We start from the raw sequence: 17,387 nt of genomic DNA on the forward strand, positions 1-17,387 counted from the left end.
GCACCGGTGGTGCTGGGGCTGCCGTTACAAAACGGAGCGTGCTGCGGTTACTTCCTGCCACGTAAGCCTCCTGCTGGCGAAAGCCGTCCGAGGATACCAAGCTTAGCATCAGGAAGATAATGGATGGGAAATCCTGTTCATTACCATCCATTTGGTTTACAATACAGGGGCGTTATACCGAACCTTATCCATAAGGAACGAATGAACTGCAACCGGAGGTGCAAGGGGAATGATTTGGAATCGATTGGGAGTATTAACGGACGAAGTATCTCCGGATTTGGTGACGGCCCTGGACTGGGCGGCCGGGAAGGGCTTGAAGCATGTGGAAATCCGCATGGTCGACGGCCGGAACGTCATGGCCTTGTCGGATGAGGAAATCGACCGCGTGCGCCGGGAAACCGAGGCGCGGGGGCTTTTCGTATCCGCCGTGGCTTCACCTGTATTTAAATGCTCGCTCGACCCGTCGAGGGAAGTGGCATCCGGCGATACATTCGGCCAGGCGGAGGAAAGCGTAGAAGCCCACTTCCTCAAACTGAACCGCGCGATGGAGATCGCAAAGCGGCTTGGGGCGGGACAAATCCGCATCTTCTCCTTCTGGAGGGAGAAAGAGCCCGGGCTTCATCAAGAGGAGATTGCGGGCAAGCTGAAGGAAGCCGCCGAGATGGCCGACAAGGAGGGAATCACGCTGCTGCTGGAGAATGAGCCGGCCTGCAACGGAGGATTCGCGGAAGAGGTGGCCCGACTGACGGAAGCCGTCGGACATCCTCGCCTGCGGGTGCTCTGGGATCCCGGCAATGAGGCCTACGGCGGGCGCTCCGCTTATCCTGAAGGATATAACGAGGTCAGCCGTGTCCTGGGCCATGTTCATTTGAAGGATGCGTACCTTCAAGAGGACGGAACCCCTAAGTGCGTTCCGATCGGCCAGGGAGCCGTCCCGATGGCGGAGCAGATTCGTGCGCTGGAAGCGAACGGGTACACCGGGCTGTACACGATCGAAACGCACTATATCCCGGAGGGCGGAACGGCCATGGAAGGCACGGCTCTGACACTCGAAGGACTCGCCGACGTATTGGGCGCCGGCAGCGCTAAGCCGTGAAGGCGCGGGGAGCGGCTGTCATTGGCTGCGGCTCCGTCGCGTCGTTCCATCTCAACGCCATAAGGAGCACGGACCGGGTTCGTCTTGTGGGGATAGCGGGCCGGCGGGAAGAAGCCGTCCGTCCCTTGGCGGAGCAGGAAGGGTGCCGCTGGACGACGGATTACCGCGAGCTGCTGCGGGATCCGTCCGTCGAGCTGGTCTGCCTGACCACGGGAAGCGGAAGCCATGCCGTTATCGGTCGCGAGGTTCTCGAAGCCGGCAAGCCTCTTCTCGTGGAGAAGCCGCTTGCCATGTCCTCCGCGGAAGCGGCTGAGCTGGTCCGGCTTGCCCGCCGGAAGGGGCTCTTGCTCTCTACCGTCTCCCAGAGACGGTTCGAACCCCAGCATCAGGAGGTGCACCGCGTCCTGGCGGAAGGGGCCTTGGGCCGCCTCCTGCTGGTGGAGGTAGGCTGCCCTTACTACCGCACGCAGGAATATTACGATTCGGCCGATTGGCGCGGCACCATCCGCGAGGACGGCGGAGTGCTGATGAATCAGGCCATTCATTCACTCGACCTGATGCTGTGGCTGGCAGGCGGAGTGGCGAAGGTAACCGGCCGAACGGCCACCCAAGCCCACCGCATGGAGGCCGAGGATCTCGGTCTTGCCCTGCTAACCTTCCGCAGCGGGACGTTCGGGACCGTCATGGCCTCGACCTCCATTCAGCCGGGGTTCCCGCCTTATCTCCATTTCTACGGAGAGAAGGGCACGATCAAGCTGGCAGGAAGCGGGATCCACCATTGGGCCGTGCCCGGCTGGCCGGAGCCGGCAGGACCGGAAGAAACGGGGGGAGGCGTATCCGATCCCCGCAGCATTCCCGACCGGTACCACCGGCTTCAGCTTCTGGATGTGCTGGACGCGCTAGACAGCGGTCGTCCTCCCCTTGTAACGGGAGAGGACGGCTGGCGGGCGGTGCGGCTGGTCGAGGCGATCTACGAATCCTCCGCGCAGAATAAGGAAATCGATATGGGAGACGAGAACATATGAATCGTAAGCTGCTTCTTGGAACGGCAAGAATGGAGATTACTCCCCCTATGCCGGTTCCTCTAGCCGGATTTGCCGGAAGGTCGGGTTCTTACGAGCGGGTCGATCAGCGTCTGTACGCCAGAATCTGGTTATGGGAGACGGCGGAGCAGACGCCCCTGCGCCGGGCCGTTCTCGTTCAGGCCGACTTGATCTGGTTCGGACAGGAGGTGGCTCCGGGACTGATCCGTGCCATAGCCGAGAGGTGGGACATTCCGGAAGCGGCCGTCATTCTGCATGCTTCCCATACCCACGGAGGTCCCCAAACCAGTGACTGCCTGCACCCGTGGCTCGGCAAGGCCGACCCGGCTTACCTTGCTTTTCTGGAAGGGCAGATCCAGGAAGGAATCGAGAGGGCCGGCCGCTCCAAGGAAGCGGTCTCGCTCGAGAGAGGACGGGGAGAATGCCGGATCGGCATTAACCGGAGGAAATTCATCAACGGGGTAATGGAAATGGCCCCCAACCCGGACGGCCCCACCGACCCGGAAGTCACCGTCATCCGTTTTGTGACCGGGAGCGGAGGGACCAAGGGAATCTGGTTCCATTATGCCTGTCATCCGACAACAACCGCCGACAATGCCGTCTCCTCCGATTTCTCCGGCGCCGCCATGGAACAGCTGGAGGAAGCTTGGGGAGGCGTGCCCGCTTCCTTCCTTCAGGGCTGCTGCGGCGATGTCCGGCCGGCCTTATTCCGGGAAGGCCACTTTTACCGCGGAGGGCCTGCGGAAGTGAAGCAGCTGGGAACGGCGCTCGCCGAAGAGGTGCAGCGGGTGCTCGAAGGGCCAATGGAGCGGCTGGAGCCTGCTTCCCTGGAAGCCCGCCGGGTGACGATTCCCCTTCCTTATGAACGGTATCCGGATGCGGAGGAACTGGCCAAGGCGGAGCAGGAAGAAGGGCCGCAAGCGGAATGGAGCCGGCTGCTGGCGTCGGGACGATCGCCGTCCGGCCGTACCGCCCCCATGCACGTGAGCGTCCTGGAGATCGCGGAAGGCTTGATGCTCGCCTCCATGAATGCGGAAGTCGTGGGAGAGTATGGCCGTCTGATCAAGGAACGCTTCCGGGGCACGGTGCTCCCGCTTCCCTACAGCAATGGAATGATCGGGTATGTGCCAACGGCGGCTCAGCTCGCAGAAGGGGGCTATGAAGCCGACCGGTCGGGCGTGTATTTCGGGATGCCTTCTCCGTTTCATCCGTCCGTAGAGGCGATCCTATACGGGCAAATCACGACCCTTATTGCGGAGATGCGGGGGAAGCCGGAGAGCCCGGGGGAACCGGCGGAGAACGACCGGACGGCGTAGTGCCCTATCCGGTAACTGGTTAGGGAGGGGATAAGGCACTAGCTTCCCGCCAAAGGGTGATCGGAACGAGGAACCGGCCGAACAAGGCCGCGCTACCATTTCCGGGTACACCTTACGCTATTAAATACAGGTATGATACGTATAACAAAACTCTGGAGGATTCTATGACAACGGTGACCGAGCAGTATTTGTCCAAAATCATCACCCACCTTCAAAGCCTTCAGGCGGAGGAAACCGAAGCCGTCCGCCGGGCGGCCCGTCTGGTAGCCGACCATGTCAAGCAGGACCGCATTGTGTACACCTACGGCCCTGGCGGACATTCCAACCTGGGGGCACAGGAGATCTTTTTCCGGGCCGGCGGGTTGATGCACATCAGCGCCATGCTGGATGAAGGGACACTGATCAGCGGAGGGGCCCTGCGTTCCATGGCCATGGAGCGTACCCCGGGCTACGGCCTGATCGTGATGGACGATTACGGGCTGGGGGAGGGCGACCTCCTCATCCTTATCAATGCTTATGGAATCAACTCGGCCGTGATCGATGCCGCCCTGGAAGCCAAGCGCCGGGGGGTTACGGTGATCGCCGTAACCTCTGTCCGCCATGCCCAGGCGACCCCGGCGGAGCATCCGGCCCGGCATCCGTCCAAGCGCAACTTGTATGAGCTGGCCGACGTGGTCCTTGACTGCAAGGTGGAGGTAGGGGACGCGGTTGTGGATATCGAAGGGCTCGAGCAGCGGGTGGCCGCGATGTCCACCTTTGCGAACTCTTTCCTGCTGAACGCGCTTGTGGCCGAAACGGTAGATCTGCTTGTCCGGGAAGGCGTAACGCCGCCGATTTGGATGAGCGGCAACGCCACCGGCGGGGATGAATCGAATGCCCGGTTCATCGACCGGTTCAAGGGACGCATCAAGAAGCTGTAGCCGGGAGTCTGCCGGCTTCGGCCGGGAAGGCTGCGTAGGCGCATAGGGCAGACGGAGATGCTCAAGGAGTTCCCCCTATCGTCCGGGAAAAAGGCTGTTTGGTTCATCCGCCTCAAGCGGAGACCAAACAGCCTTTTTGAGCAGGGAAGCGGTCTTCCTATGACACGGAACACCACCGCACCCGGGAGTGGCCGCGCGGTTAAGCGACAACTCGCCTACAGGGCTTTGGCGCTTGCCCCTTCCCGCCTCCACAGGTTGGCGATCTCTTCAGCGGATTCCAGCCCGTGCATGAACAGCTCGATCTGCTCCTGAATGCCCTGCCAAGCGTCCGGATCCCCGATTAGCTCGTTCAGGAACAGGTTGTTCTCCATCGCCGGGTCCAGAATATTAAGATTACGCAGGAAGGCGTGGGAGCGGGCTTCTTCGTTAATGCTCCGGAGCACCGAGAGGAACGGCGTGCTCCGGCAGATCCGGTCCTGCACATCGGGGCGGATGGCCGTCCGCAGCAGGGCCTCCGCGAGCCCCGGCTCGCTGCTGTCCGAAGGGATCATCAGCGCATTGGCGAGGAGCAGGGTGGCGTCCACGTCGCCGAGCGGAAGCGGACCGACGGCCGGCTTGAAGTCGAGCTCCTGCCAGGAGGCCATCTCGAAGGTGGTCGTCAGCGCCATCCCCGATTTTCCCTTCACAAAAGGATTGGAGGTGAGCCGATTGGGGGAGCCGGGCTGGAAAACGGCGCACCGGGAGTGGTACAGAATGTCATGAAAGAAAGTAAACGTCCGGAGAATCGTCTCGCGGTTGGACTCCCGGCCGTCGGGCTTAAAGCCGTTCTGCAGGGCAAACACAGGCCAGCGGCTCATGTGGGAGGAAAGGGAGAAGCCGTAGCGGTCGAGAATGCCGTCTCCATTCGTATCCCGGGTCAGGCTGAGGGCCGCCTGCTTGAACTCGTCCAGAGTCCACTGCACGTTAGGTACCGGGATTCCGTTGGCCGCGAAAAGCGATGGGTTATAGGCAAGGAAAACTGTCGAGAAAGTGACGGGAAGGGCTTTAATCCGTTCTCCGTCGCGGAAAGCCCCCAGAACCTTGGGATACAGATCGGCGGATTCGGCCGGACATAAGGAATCCAAATCCTCGTAAGCATCGGGGTTCACGAGCTCGGAATACTGCGTATCCGTGACCAGAATGACGTCGGGCTGAAGCCCCATTTCCCGGCTGATCCTAAGGCTATCCCAATACCCCGGTGCCGGCAAGGTCAGCATCTTGATGTCAACCAGGGGATGATCCCGCCGGAAAGCATCCAGAATGACGGAAAAGCCGAGGTTGGCAAAGTGGGAAGGGGCCGGCATGACAATATGAAGCACCTTGCGCATGGTGTTGTCGATTTGCAGATCGGGAGGAACGAGCGCTCCTTTGCCGGCCAGCTTGACGATCAAGCCCTCGTTCACGAGCTGCTCCAGGGATTTGCGGACGGAGGAACGGCTGAGCCCGTAAAACTTGCAGAGCTCGTTCTCGGAGAGCAGGAATTCCCCCGGTTTGATAAAGCCGGTTACAATCTGCTCACGGAGGCGTCCGGTTAATTGCGTATGAAGAAATTCGTTTTCTCTGCGCATGGAAACCTCCTTAAGATGGGTGTATAAAGGGAGAATGTTCTAAGAAACAGGATAAATACAAGTATGGAACAAGAATCGTTATTTGGCAAGATGCCGGAGGAGGGAGTTTTGCTCCGAAAACCAGGGTCTCGCTTCGCATGCCACGGAAAAAGAAAAAGACCGCCTCCTGGCGGTCCCTACAAGAAAGGTCCGGATGAGCATAGGCTCGCGGACACGGGCGCTTCCTAACGCCCTTATGAATAGAGACCCCCCAATCGGCCTCTTTATGTTCAGGCTGAGCGTTCCAGCTTTCTGCAGTCGGCAGAAATTCGGCCGGAAGCCGGCCTGTTTAGTGCCTTATCCGGTAACGTTGTTGGCGAGAAAAGCCTCCGTATGCGCACTAGGAACGGATCCGTCCCACGATAAATTTCTTCTTGCCCTTCTTCGCCACAACCGGCAGGTGTTTGTAGCTGCGGATCATGGCTCCCTTGCACATAGGACAAGCCGGGTTGGACTCCGTCACGAATTCCTCGCGAATCCACGCCTTGCATTCCGCGTCCTTGCATTTCCAGATTTGAATCTGTTGAATCTCTTGCTTCGGTTCCGTTGCGGTTGTTGCCGATTCCACTGCTATTTCCTCCAGTTTCCGTTTGTGAAGCTTTATTATCTTACAATCCGCGGAAATGTTCAAGCCTATCTGGTCAGGAGGGAAGAGAAAGCACAGCGGCTTCAGGGAACGAGCTTAAACCGTCCATAGTGAAGGATATGGACATCGACCCGGATCTCCCCCAGCTCTTCGGCCTTAGGGGAATACGGACCGGACGAGGTTACCTGCTTCCACAGCTTGTTATTGGAGCGGTACAGCTTCTCCTCGAGGTTAAGCACATCCACTCCCCGCTCGGCTCCTATTCGGTACGTGTCCCGGATCTGGGAGACGATTTGCGAACGGACTTCTTCCACCACGTCCTGCTCCGAAACCCCGGGATCGATCTCATCGACCCTTCCCGTGGCCTTTAGATAAAGGGAATAGCGCGGCTTGCCGCCGCTGACCTCCACCTTGTACTGGGCTTTCATGCCTGTAATCATCATCTCGGCCAGCCGGTGGTTCTCCTTCTTCAGGTGAAGCGGAGAGCTCTTGAATTCGGGGGTCAGCCATCGGAAGCCGCGAAGCTCGTTTCTCGAGAAATAACCGGCCGGCTTCCCGTGCTGCAGGAAATAAGCACCGTCGAGCGTATACACCGTCTCCTTCTTATCCTGTTTCCTCCAGTGGGAACGGGTTAGGGTGATGGAGGGAAGGTAAGCGCTACCTGCCGGTTCCCGGTACCGGGAAACGAACCGCATCATTTCCCGGGGCGGGATGAAGGAGCTCTGCCGGTAGCTTTCTTCGGGCTGGTACAGCAGGGTCGACAGTGGGGAAAGGTTGAAGAATCCTTTGACGGTCAGCAGCTTCTCTATTGGAATACGAGTCGCGTACACCCATGTCGTGTAACGGACGGCGCGGATCCTGTTGATCGCATCGAGTATAGAATCGAGTCTCGGCAGTGCCTTGTCCGTGCAGATGACCGTCATTAAATGCTCCAGGGAAGTCACCTGCTGGGTCGACAGCTCCAGGTTGTTAAGCGCCTGCTGAACGGACTCCCCTTGGGCTGTCCCGATCCAGGCGGGGACCTCCTGATTCGGCTTGCCGCCCTCACCCATTTTGGCCACGGAGGAGAAGTCCATCACCTGGGTAAAGATCCGGAACGCCTTCCCGTCGTAATCGATACCGAGAGCAGTCACATAAACAACATCCTGGGGATGGGTCTCGTCCCAGCACCCGGTTAGAAGCAGGAGACAGAGGGAGCTTAGCAGCAGAAACAGCCGTTTACTTGCTTTCATCGGAATCTCCCTGTTGAACGGTATCGCGGCCGGCGAGGCTGGAGGCCCGTCTTCGGCTTAGGTAGGGCGGGAGCCGGAAGGCGGAGGCCAGAATGTCCTTCCCATAAGGCGGGGATAACGGGGAAAGATAAGGCATTCCAAAGGACGAGAGGGTGGACAAATAGAGCAGGAGCGCAAACAGGGAAAGGAAGAAGCCGTACATGCCGAAGGCCGAGCAGATCAGGAGGACGATCAGGCGGATAATGGTGACGGCTCCTGCTAAGCCTTGGTTGACAAGCGTGAAATTGGCCACGGCGGTAAAGGCGGTAATGACCAGCATGGTCGGAGAGGTGAACCCGGCCCGTATGGCCGCGTCCCCCACGATCAAACCGCCTACCACGGCAATGGTTTGCCCGACGGGCTTCGGAAGACGGACGCCGGCCTCGCGAAACACCTCGAACAGGAAAATCATAAGGAACGCTTCCAAAGGAGCGCTGAGAGGAAGCCCGATCCTTGAATTGATGATGGTGGCCAGAAGCGGGAACGGCAGCTGATCCATGTTGAAGGCGGTCAGGGCCACCCAGAAGCCGGGCAGGAACAAAGCCACGAACAAGCCGAGCAGGCGGATGAAGCGCTCGAGCGAAACGTAGTAGTACGGAAGGCTGGAATCCTCGGGGGATTTCAGCAGGAGGAGCAGGTTGGCCGGTACGATGATGGCGTTCGGCGCTCCATCCAGAAGGATAACCGCCCGGCCTTTCATAAGGCATTCCACCACATGGTCGGGACGGCCGATGTAATCGGTGAGCGGGAAGAAGGAACGGGGGTTGTCCGACAGGAGCTCCTCGAGGTGCCCGGCGCTCAGCAGGGCGTCGATCTCAAGGCGGCGGAGACGGTCCCGGACGTCCTGGATCATCTCCCGGCGGGCCACATCGGTCACATACAGGACGGAGACCTTCGTCCGGCTGCGCCGGCCGACCACGAACGATTCGACGGCGAGAGAGGATGTGCGGATCCGTTTGCGGACGAGGGCCACATTCACGGAGAGCTCCTCTACAAACCCGTCCCGGGCGCCTTTAACCGAAACCTCCATGCTCGATTCCTCAGGCTGACGTCCGGGGAGACTGGCGATATCCAGGGAATAGAGAAGCTTGGCCATCCCGTTATACAGAAGAATGCTGCCGCTGAACAGGCGGTCCGCCGCCTTCTGCAGGTTCTCCTTTCCATCGAGAAGAGACAAGGGGAGCGGGGAGCGTTCCCCCCAGGAATCGGCAGGCAGGTCCGGATCGGCCAGCAGCTTATCGAGAGCCGGGAGAACCGTTTCGGTAAACAGCTTGCGGTCCGTCAACCCCTCCGCATACAGCAGAAGCAGCCTGCGGATTTGCCCGCCCGTCTCGACGAGAATCGTTTGGGACAGCACGTCTCCGCAAGGGGCGAATTCCTCCAGCAGCGTTTCTTCCGTCAGCCCCCCGATGGAGGCCGTTTCGGCACGGTTATTCATTCGCGTTCGCCTTCTTTCTGCGGCTGGCCAGGAAAACCAGACCGGCAGCCGCTAATAGGACTAGAATGGCCGATCCAACGGTGTAAGGAATGAAGATTTCCTTGACCATCGTGAGAAACCGGTGGTCGCTGATCGGAAGCAGAACGGCCAGGACAAGCAGCAGAGAGAGAAGGAGCAGCACGAAGGAGCGCTTCCGGCCCTTCAGCCCCGTGACGTCCGCGATCACGAACATGGCAAAGGACACCCGGACGAACGCCCCGGAAAGCCATTGGTAGATGGCGAAGAAATCCAAATGTTCGATGTATTTGCCGACAGAGACCAGTCTCCACTGAGCGTACGAAGGGTAGCGCTGCTTCATCATTTCGGCCGGCCCGAATTCCGCATAGCCTCCGATAAGCGGCCCGATGGAGAGGGAAGTGACCAGAGTTCCGGCAAGCAGCAGGCCCCACAGCTTGAAGGGCTTGCTCAGCCGGTGGTTGACCAGAAGAAGGACGGCCATCTCGGCCAGCCCTCCGGAGGCGTACAGCATGCCGTGCCAAACGGGTCCCATGCCATGCTCCAGAAAAGGGCGCAAAAACGAATAATCCTTGTAGCGGATATTGGCCCCCATAACGAAATGGCCCAAAATGACGACAAAGGGAAGCAGCAAATAGGCCATGATGGCGATGGAGCCGATGCCGAATTGAGCGGCCGCGAAGCACAAGCCCATGAACAGCAGGGCCACGACCAGATCCGGGGTGCGCGGCAGATAAGTGGCTTCGGTCCAATTGGTGGTATCCTTCACCGTCATGAACAGAATCAGGAGAAGCTGAAGGAGCAGGGGAACGGTCAGCAGCAGAGAAGCCGCTCTCCCGTACCGTGCCTTCGTCCACTGGGGCAGGGAGCTTCCGGACAGCCTCTGGATCAGATAATAGAGCAGGGCAAGCCCGAGCAGTCCTGGAGGCATAACGAGCAGGATGCTCAGCCAGGCATCCCGGCCCCCGGTTTCGGCCAGCAGCGGAATGACCAGAACGTGATTCATGAGCCCGGCGGACAAGAAGAAGATGAAGCATAGACCGAGAGGTCGGATTCGGGTCATGACGGTTCCCCCTTAGGATCGATGCCGGCTACTATCCGAGGCCGGACAACACGCAACTGTGAAATGGAGAGGAATGCTTCCGGCCCCGGCCGCGTTAACGGAGACTGGACTTTCCATCGTCCCAGGAGGGGAGAAGCTTGTGATAAAGTGCCTCGGCAGCCGTCAGGATGACAACGGTCACCAGGATTTCGGCGTAGCTGTAAGGCCATTGAAAATAGCGTGCCGCGAGCCACAAGAAAGCTAACGCAAGCAGGGCGTCGGCGACGAGGGCGAGGGTATTGTTCGTCATCCGGAGAACAAACTGGTCTCCGGCCAGATAAGCGATAACGGACAGCGCGACCGCGGTGAAGGTGGCTGCGATCAGGTCCGCCTCGGCCAGATACCGCAGCAGGATCACGAGGAGAATTCCGTTAACGACGATTTTGCTGAGAAAACGAGTCATGAGGGGCCACCTTTTGGGAAATGGGTTCTTTCGCTTATCCTCCCCCGGGCAGGGGAAACCAATTCCTCCTTTTCCTTCGGAAGGCGAAAAAAGGGAAACGAGGGCCGAGAAGGCAAGGCAGGAAGCAGGTAGGGGGAAGACAAGAACAGGGAGAAAGCAAGAGGCAGAGCGGGGAGAAGCAAGAGACAGGCAAAGAGCAGGCAAAACAAAAAGGCCTCCGGTTGACCGGAAGGCCTTTAGCTTCGTTAATTTTTGGTGGGCTTACATAACGGCTTCATTATTTTACCTCGTAAATCTTGTACAGCTCGTCGAGCATCAGGTTGGCGGCCTTAACCCCGCCCGCCGTGTTCCAGATCGTATCGTTGACCCGGTATACCTTGCCGCTTTTGACGACATTAAGGTTCTTCCACAGAGGATCGTTCAGCCAATCCTTCTCCTGCTGGGTCCCTTTGTTATCGCCTGTTTCGTAGGTGAAGTAGAACAGCCGCTGGGCGTCCACCTCGGGAAGGCGTTCCTTCGTGATCTCTTCCATGAACGGATCCTTGTAATTGTTAGGCTTGCGGGCGATGCCGATCTGCTTGAAGATGACGCCGGTAAAAGAATCCTCCAGGTAAACCCTCGTCTTGCCGGCCATGAACCGGACCACCGATACCTGCTCCTTCAGCTTGTCGCCGGCCTTCGACTTGAAGTCCTCAATCCGCTTGTCGAAGTCCCCGATGACCTTCTCTCCCGCGTCCTTCTTGTTCAAAGCTTCGGCATAGAGACGGAAATTGTTCTTCCATTCCCCGCGGAGCGTTTCCGAGAAGACGGTAGGGGCGATGGCGTTCAACTGGGTGTAGATCTTCTCCTGGCGCATTTTGTTGCCGAGAATGAGATCCGGCTTGAGCGCGGCGATCATCTCCAGGTTCGGCTGGGACTCGGTTCCGAGAGGCTTGACGCCTTCCATCTCGGCTTTGATGTGGTCGTAGTACGGGTTGCCGACGTAGGAATTAACCGCTCCAACGGGCTTGACGCCAAGCGCGAGAAGGGCTTCCGTGCCTTCGTTCGTCAGAATGACAACCCGCTGCGGGCTGTTCGGCACTTCGGTCTCTCCCATGGCATGCTTCACCTTATGGGTGCCGCTGGCAGCCGGGGCTCCGGAAGCAGCGGGGGAGGAAGGAGAGGGAGTGGAATCGGCGGCAGGCGAGCCGCAGGCCGTTAACCAAACGGATAGGGATACAACGGCGGACAGCAGGGGAAGAGCTCGGAAACGGCGGGACAGATGACGGCGGGAAAGCATGAATCAGGTGACCTCCTAGTGACTATATGGTTTATCATTGATAATGATTATCATTCACAGCAATATAGTAAGCGGGATTCGCCGCTTTGTCAATAAATATATTGATAATGATTATCAAAGTCATTGACGCGCCTTGGGCTATTCTTTAAAATGAAACATAGCCGGACCGGCAGCGCTGGTTCTCGTTAACAGGCTGAGCCGGTTGATGGGGCTGTTCCCTTGGAAGCAGGGGAAAGCCCTAACCCAAGCCGTTCCCGAAGACAAGAAGGAAGCAGGTTCGTTCATTTATGCTCAGGTCACTCCGTCATCGTACGTCAGCCAAATATACCGGCCTTCTGGTGTTTGCCCTATTGCTTATTCTGGCGATGCTTGGAAGCGTCACGCTCGGCATTAAGCCGTACTCCCTGCATCAGGTTATGGAAGCCTATACGGCGTACAACGGCTCCAACGAGCATATCATTATCCGAACCACCCGCGTGCCGCGGGCATGCATCGCCGCCGTCGTGGGGGCCTCACTGGCTGTCGCCGGAGCCCTCATGCAGGCGGTTACGCGAAACCCGCTTGCCTCGCCCAGTCTTTTTGGCGTAAATGCGGGGGCGGCCTTCGCCATTGTCTTCTCGGTTGCCTTTCTTGACCTGTCGGGTCTGACGACCTTTACCTGGACGGCCTTTGCCGGGGCGGCCGTAAGTGCGGCTGCCGTTTACGGGCTCGGCTCCGCCGGGCGCGGCGGCATGACGCCGATCAAGATCACCCTTGCCGGGTCCACCTTATCTGCCTTCTTCCTGTCTCTGACCCAGGGCATACTGCTGGCGAACGGAAAAGCGTTCGACGAGGTACTGTTCTGGCTCGTGGGGTCTGTGTCGGGCCGGACGATGGAGATGCTCCTTGCCGTGCTTCCGTATATGCTGGGGGCACTCGCCGGCTCCTTCGTGCTCTCCCCGCATATCAACATTCTGACAATGGGGGACGACGTGGCGAAGGGGCTCGGGCAACGGACCATGCTGATCAAAAGCATGGCCGCTCTCGTGATCGTTCTGCTCGCGGGCGGCTCGGTCGCCGTGGCGGGTCCGATCGTCTTCGTCGGCATCATCATTCCGCATATCGTCCGGTTCCTCATCGGTGCCGACTACCGCTGGATCGTTCGGTACTGCGCCCTGCTGGGGGCTCTGCTGCTTGTCGCGGCGGATCTTGGAGCCCGCTTCCTCATCATGCCGAAGGAAGTTCCAGTCGGCGTGGCCACGGCCCTGATCGGCGTTCCCTTCTTCGTTTACATCGCGAGGAAAGGAGGGCGCCTCTGATGGACTTTTCCAAGAAATCACGCTATTGGACCGTAAGGACCAAGAGCTATTCTTATCTTATCAGTAAAAAAACGCTCGCCGTCACAGCCGTTCTCCTGGCTGTTACCGCGGCGGTGTTTCTCCTAAGCACCGGAACCGGAAGCGTGTTCCTGTCTCCGGTTAAGGTTGTGAAGGCCATAATCGGCACCGGCGATCCCATGAGCGAGACGATCGTCCGGAGCCTCCGGCTGCCGCGGACGCTCATCGCCGTTCTCGTCGGAGCGGCACTGGCCGTATCCGGCGCCGTCCTGCAGGGCATGGTCCGCAACTCCCTCGCCTCTCCGGATTCGCTCGGGATGACGGGAGGAGCCACGCTGGGAGCGATTCTGTATTTCTTTCTCCTCGCGGGTTCTCTGGGCATCCACTGGCTGCCCTTGTGTGCAGTACTGGGAGCGTTCGCCGCCGCCGTGTTCGTCTACGGCTTCTCCTGGAGAAGAGGGGGCGGGGTGACGCCTCTGCGTCTTGTGCTCATCGGGACCGCGTTCACCCAGGCGGCGAACGCCCTGTCGTATATGCTTATGATCTCGGGTCCGATCATTCTCGCGAACCTGTCGCTTACGTTCATGACCGGCAGCATCTACGGGGTGTCGTGGCAGAAGCATGTGCTTCCGCTCCTTCCCTGGCTGATTGTGCTGCTGCCGGCCACGCTCCTCTATGCGCGGCATGTTAACATTCAGGAGCTGGGCGAGGATGTGGCCCGCAGCGTAGGCGGGCGGGTCCAGAGGCAGCGTCTTGTGCTGCTGCTGCTCGCCGTATCGCTCGCCGGAGCGGGAGTGGCCATCGGGGGCGCCGTTGGCTTCATCGGCCTCATGGCGCCGCATATGGCCCGCCGGCTTGTCGGCCCCGCCTTTGGCGGCGTGCTGCCCGTCTCCGCCCTCCTCGGCTCGCTTATTCTGCTTGTAGCCGATCTGGGGGCGAGGACGCTGTTCTCCCCGCTAGACATTCCCGCGGGGGTTTTCACGGCCGCCGTCGGGGCGCCGTTCTTCATCTATCTGGTTTACCGCAGCCGCGGGCAGTAGTCCCGCTGACTATATTAACCTCCTTATAAGGGAGCAGGGAAAGGAAAGAATCGCATGACGGCCATCCGGTCTCATCAATTGAACTTAAGCTACGGAGACACCGCCATCTTTCAAGAGCTGAACGTCACGATCCCGCAGGGGGAGATCACCGTATTCATCGGCGGCAACGGCTGCGGGAAATCGACGCTGCTCCGGTCGCTCGCCCGGCTGCTCAAGCCGCAAAGCGGACAAATCGTCCTGAACGGCAGCGATATCGCCACCCTCTCCACGAAGGAGGTGGCCCGCCGGCTGTCGATTCTTCCCCAGGGGCCGACCGCACCTGAAGGGCTGACCGTGCTCCAGCTCGTCAAGCAGGGACGGTACCCGTACCAGAGCTGGCTTCAGCAGTGGTCGGACGCCGACGAGTCGGCCGTGCGCCGCGCCCTTACGCTTACAGGCATGGATGTGCTCGCCGAGCGCGCGGTGGATTCCTTGTCGGGCGGTCAGCGCCAGCGGGCGTGGATCGCGATGACGCTCGCCCAGGAGACCCCGGTCATCCTGCTCGACGAGCCGACGACCTATCTTGACCTCGCTCATCAGATCGAGGTGCTCGACCTGCTTCAGGAGCTGAACGAGAAGGAGAACCGGACGATCGTGATGGTGCTTCACGACATCAACCTGGCTTGCCGGTATGCTCACCACCTGGTGGCCATCAAGAACGGACGCATCTGGGCGGAGGGCGACCCGAGCCTCGTCGTCGATGACGAGCTGATCCGCCAGGTGTTCGAGCTCGACTGCCAGGTGATCCCCGACCCGCTGTTCGGCACCCCGATGGTGATTCCGTACGGCAAAGGGAAAGCCCCGGTGGATAGGTCTGGGAAGAGCCGGAGGGATGGAAAAAGGGAACCGGAACCGGACAGAGAAAACGAAAGCAGCAGCGAAAGGGAATCGGAACGGCTCGTCGTTTCGGCCCGCTGACCGCAAGCCTTCCTGTGGCTGCGCTATACCTTCTTTATTAAGACCATACGCACGGTTGGAACCGATATCGAAACCCGTCTCCCGGCTATCCGGGGGGCGGGTTTCTTCATTGTCTCTACCCCAGGGGCCAAGCTTAGTCCGGCTCGACCGGTCCGGTTATCCTTTAGCAAAAGATGGGCAAGCTAGGGAGAATGGAAAGTAAGGTTGACGGGCAGGGCTTATTCCACAAGGAGGAGGGCATGATCATGCCGCATAACAAAAGAACCGCTGGACTGCTTCTATTAGGTGCGGCCGCTGTAACGGCCGTCTGGCTCCAGGCGGGCGGTTTCGGGCAGCGGCCTGTTCGCCTACCCTCCTCCCTGGAGGCAGGAGTGCCAGGGGCCGCGGGCGGAAGCGCAAGCCAGACGGCGGGAGCGCAAAGCGGGGCGGGCGGAAGTCCCGGCTCGGTAGCAGGAGCGAAGGGCGCTGCAGGCGGAAGCCCGGACCCGACGGAACGTGCCGGTGCTGCGCTGCCGGCGGCACGCCTCGAGCCGGGAGCTGCCGCTCCCGCTGGGGCAGAAACGCTTCGCCCATCCGGCCCCGCTTCCGAGGCGGCAGGCCCGCTCGGCCAGTCGGCTGAAGCTTCCGGCGCTTCGGGAACGCCGCGTCCGTCCGCCCGTACGGGCAGCGATGACGCGGCAGTGCAGGCTCCGCCGACGGAAGCCCCGAGCACCGCGCCCGAGCAACCAGCGGCACCCCGGCCGCCCGCTGCAGCCACGGCTCGCCCCACCGCCGCGGCCACCCCTTCCTCCGGCAAAGCGGACCCGCAGCCCGGCGCTCCCCGGGTCAAGGGCATCTACATCACCGCCTCCAACGCCGGAGGCTCCAAGATGGACAGCCTCATCCGGCTCCTCGATGAGACGGAGCTTAACGCCGCCGTGATCGACCTGAAGAACGATTACGGCTTCCTTACCTTTAATCCGCTCGGCGCGGAAGCGAGGAAGTGGGGAAGCCCCCGCCTTCTTATCCCCGACCTCCCGGGCTTGATGCGGAAGCTGGCGGACCATAACATCTATCCGATCGCCCGTATCGTCGTCTTCAAGGATACGCTGCTCGCCCGCAAAAATCCGGCGTTTTCCTTCCGCAACGCGGACGGCACCCTGTGGCAGAACGGCAGAGGAGACAGCTTCGTCAATCCCTACGACCGGCAGGTATGGGAATACAATGTCGCCGTCGCCAAGGAAGCCGCCCGGCTCGGCTTCAAAGAAATTCAGTTCGATTACGTCCGGTTTGCGGAAGGCTTTGAGAACCGGGCCGGTTCCCTCGACTACACGAAGGACTCCCGTACGCGCACCCAGGCGGTGACGGGCTTCGTCCAGTACGCCCGGGAGCAGCTTCATCCGCTCGGGGTGCGGGTGTCGGTGGACATTTTCGGCTATGCGGCCTCCGTTCCCGCGGCGGAAGGGATCGGACAGGATTTCGGCCTCCTGTCGCGTCAGGTGGATGTCATTTCCCCGATGATTTACCCGAGCCATTATTCGGAAGGCTGGTACGGGGCCGCGGTTCCCGATGCCGCGCCTTACCAGGTGATCGAAGGGGCTAGCCGGGATACGCTGAAGAAGCTTCGGCCCCTCGGCTCCGATAAGCCTGTGGTGAGGCCTTGGCTTCAAGATTTTACCGCCGGCTGGGTGCCCGGGCATATCGCCTACGGCAAGAAGGAGATCGAGGACCAGATCCGCGCCCTGAAGGATAACGGAATTGAAGAATTCCTTCTATGGAATGCTTCCAACGCCTATACGGGCGGGGTGAGTTACGGGGGAGAGGAGCAGACGGCGGGGCCGGAAGAGAACGAACCGCTTCTCCCTCCGGGCATCGGACCGCCGTCCCGGTAGCTTCCGGGCTTCCGTCGGGCATCGGACCGCCGTCCCGGTCCTTCCGCGGCTCCCGTTGGGCTCGGACCTCCATATCGGCAGCTTACCG

At 60.1% G+C, this 17,387-nt stretch carries 14 protein-coding genes and 1 pseudogene; 8 read left to right on the top strand and 7 right to left on the bottom strand.

What is annotated here, in order from left to right:
• Nucleotides 1-229: 229 nt before the first annotated feature.
• The 4 genes from MJA45_RS02225 (at nt 230) to MJA45_RS02240 (ending at nt 4,375) form a co-directional block, all read left to right on the top strand.
• Nucleotides 230-1,096 carry a sugar phosphate isomerase/epimerase family protein gene (locus MJA45_RS02225; RefSeq protein WP_315605671.1) on the top strand — a complete coding sequence of 289 codons (867 nt, stop codon included), beginning with the start codon at nt 230-232 and terminating at the stop codon, nt 1,094-1,096.
• On the top strand, nt 1,093-2,121 hold the full coding sequence (locus tag MJA45_RS02230) for a Gfo/Idh/MocA family protein (RefSeq protein ID WP_315605672.1): 1,029 nt from the start codon (nt 1,093-1,095) through the stop codon (nt 2,119-2,121). The genes MJA45_RS02225 and MJA45_RS02230 overlap by 4 nt, the downstream gene beginning before the upstream one ends.
• Nucleotides 2,118-3,455: a neutral/alkaline non-lysosomal ceramidase N-terminal domain-containing protein gene (locus MJA45_RS02235; RefSeq protein ID WP_315605673.1), complete on the top strand. Its 1,338-nt coding sequence runs from the start codon at nt 2,118-2,120 to the stop codon at nt 3,453-3,455. Before MJA45_RS02230 ends, MJA45_RS02235 begins: the two co-directional genes overlap by 4 nt.
• Before the next feature lie 164 nt (nt 3,456-3,619).
• A complete protein-coding gene (locus MJA45_RS02240) occupies nt 3,620-4,375 on the top strand; it encodes a sugar isomerase domain-containing protein (RefSeq protein ID WP_315605674.1) in 756 nt (251 codons plus the stop codon).
• 215 nt (nt 4,376-4,590) lie between these two features.
• Here the strand turns inward: MJA45_RS02240 and MJA45_RS02245 are convergent, their stop codons facing one another.
• The 7 genes from MJA45_RS02245 to MJA45_RS02275 form a co-directional block, all read right to left on the bottom strand.
• Complete coding sequence (locus MJA45_RS02245) at nt 4,591-5,982, bottom strand: extracellular solute-binding protein (protein WP_315605675.1); 1,392 nt, start codon at nt 5,980-5,982, stop codon at nt 4,591-4,593.
• 379 nt (nt 5,983-6,361) lie between these two features.
• Nucleotides 6,362-6,589, bottom strand: coding sequence for a cold-inducible protein YdjO-related protein (locus MJA45_RS02250; RefSeq protein WP_315605676.1), 228 nt, complete (start codon nt 6,587-6,589; stop codon nt 6,362-6,364).
• A gap of 101 nt (nt 6,590-6,690) precedes the next feature.
• Nucleotides 6,691-7,839: a Ger(x)C family spore germination protein gene (locus MJA45_RS02255; RefSeq protein ID WP_315605677.1), complete on the bottom strand. Its 1,149-nt coding sequence runs from the start codon at nt 7,837-7,839 to the stop codon at nt 6,691-6,693.
• Complete coding sequence (locus tag MJA45_RS02260) at nt 7,826-9,316, bottom strand: spore germination protein (RefSeq protein ID WP_315605678.1); 1,491 nt, start codon at nt 9,314-9,316, stop codon at nt 7,826-7,828. The genes MJA45_RS02255 and MJA45_RS02260 overlap by 14 nt, the downstream gene beginning before the upstream one ends.
• Entirely contained in the window at nt 9,309-10,394 is a 1,086-nt protein-coding gene (locus MJA45_RS02265; RefSeq protein WP_315605679.1) for an endospore germination permease, read from the bottom strand. The genes MJA45_RS02260 and MJA45_RS02265 overlap by 8 nt, the downstream gene beginning before the upstream one ends.
• Before the next feature lie 94 nt (nt 10,395-10,488).
• Complete coding sequence (locus tag MJA45_RS02270; protein ID WP_315605680.1) at nt 10,489-10,836, bottom strand: DUF2512 family protein; 348 nt, start codon at nt 10,834-10,836, stop codon at nt 10,489-10,491.
• 277 nt (nt 10,837-11,113) lie between these two features.
• Nucleotides 11,114-12,115, bottom strand: coding sequence for an ABC transporter substrate-binding protein (locus tag MJA45_RS02275; RefSeq protein WP_315605681.1), 1,002 nt, complete (start codon nt 12,113-12,115; stop codon nt 11,114-11,116).
• Nucleotides 12,116-12,402: 287 nt separating this feature from the next.
• Between MJA45_RS02275 and MJA45_RS02280 the strand changes: the two genes are divergently transcribed.
• From MJA45_RS02280 to MJA45_RS02295, 4 genes and pseudogenes are all read left to right on the top strand, one after another.
• Complete coding sequence (locus tag MJA45_RS02280; RefSeq protein ID WP_315605682.1) at nt 12,403-13,413, top strand: FecCD family ABC transporter permease; 1,011 nt, start codon at nt 12,403-12,405, stop codon at nt 13,411-13,413.
• Nucleotides 13,413-14,471 carry a FecCD family ABC transporter permease gene (locus MJA45_RS02285; protein ID WP_315605683.1) on the top strand — a complete coding sequence of 353 codons (1,059 nt, stop codon included), beginning with the start codon at nt 13,413-13,415 and terminating at the stop codon, nt 14,469-14,471. The genes MJA45_RS02280 and MJA45_RS02285 overlap by 1 nt, the downstream gene beginning before the upstream one ends.
• A 54-nt stretch (nt 14,472-14,525) precedes the next feature.
• Nucleotides 14,526-15,428, top strand: coding sequence for an ABC transporter ATP-binding protein (locus MJA45_RS02290; protein ID WP_315605684.1), 903 nt, complete (start codon nt 14,526-14,528; stop codon nt 15,426-15,428).
• A 680-nt stretch (nt 15,429-16,108) separates the two neighbouring features.
• Nucleotides 16,109-17,221: pseudogene (locus MJA45_RS02295) on the top strand (putative glycoside hydrolase); the annotation flags it as partial.
• Nucleotides 17,222-17,387: the final 166 nt, after the last annotated feature.

Origin of the sequence: Paenibacillus aurantius, from assembly GCF_032268605.1 — a bacterium.
Classification (GTDB): domain Bacteria; phylum Bacillota; class Bacilli; order Paenibacillales; family NBRC-103111; genus Paenibacillus_AO; species Paenibacillus_AO aurantius.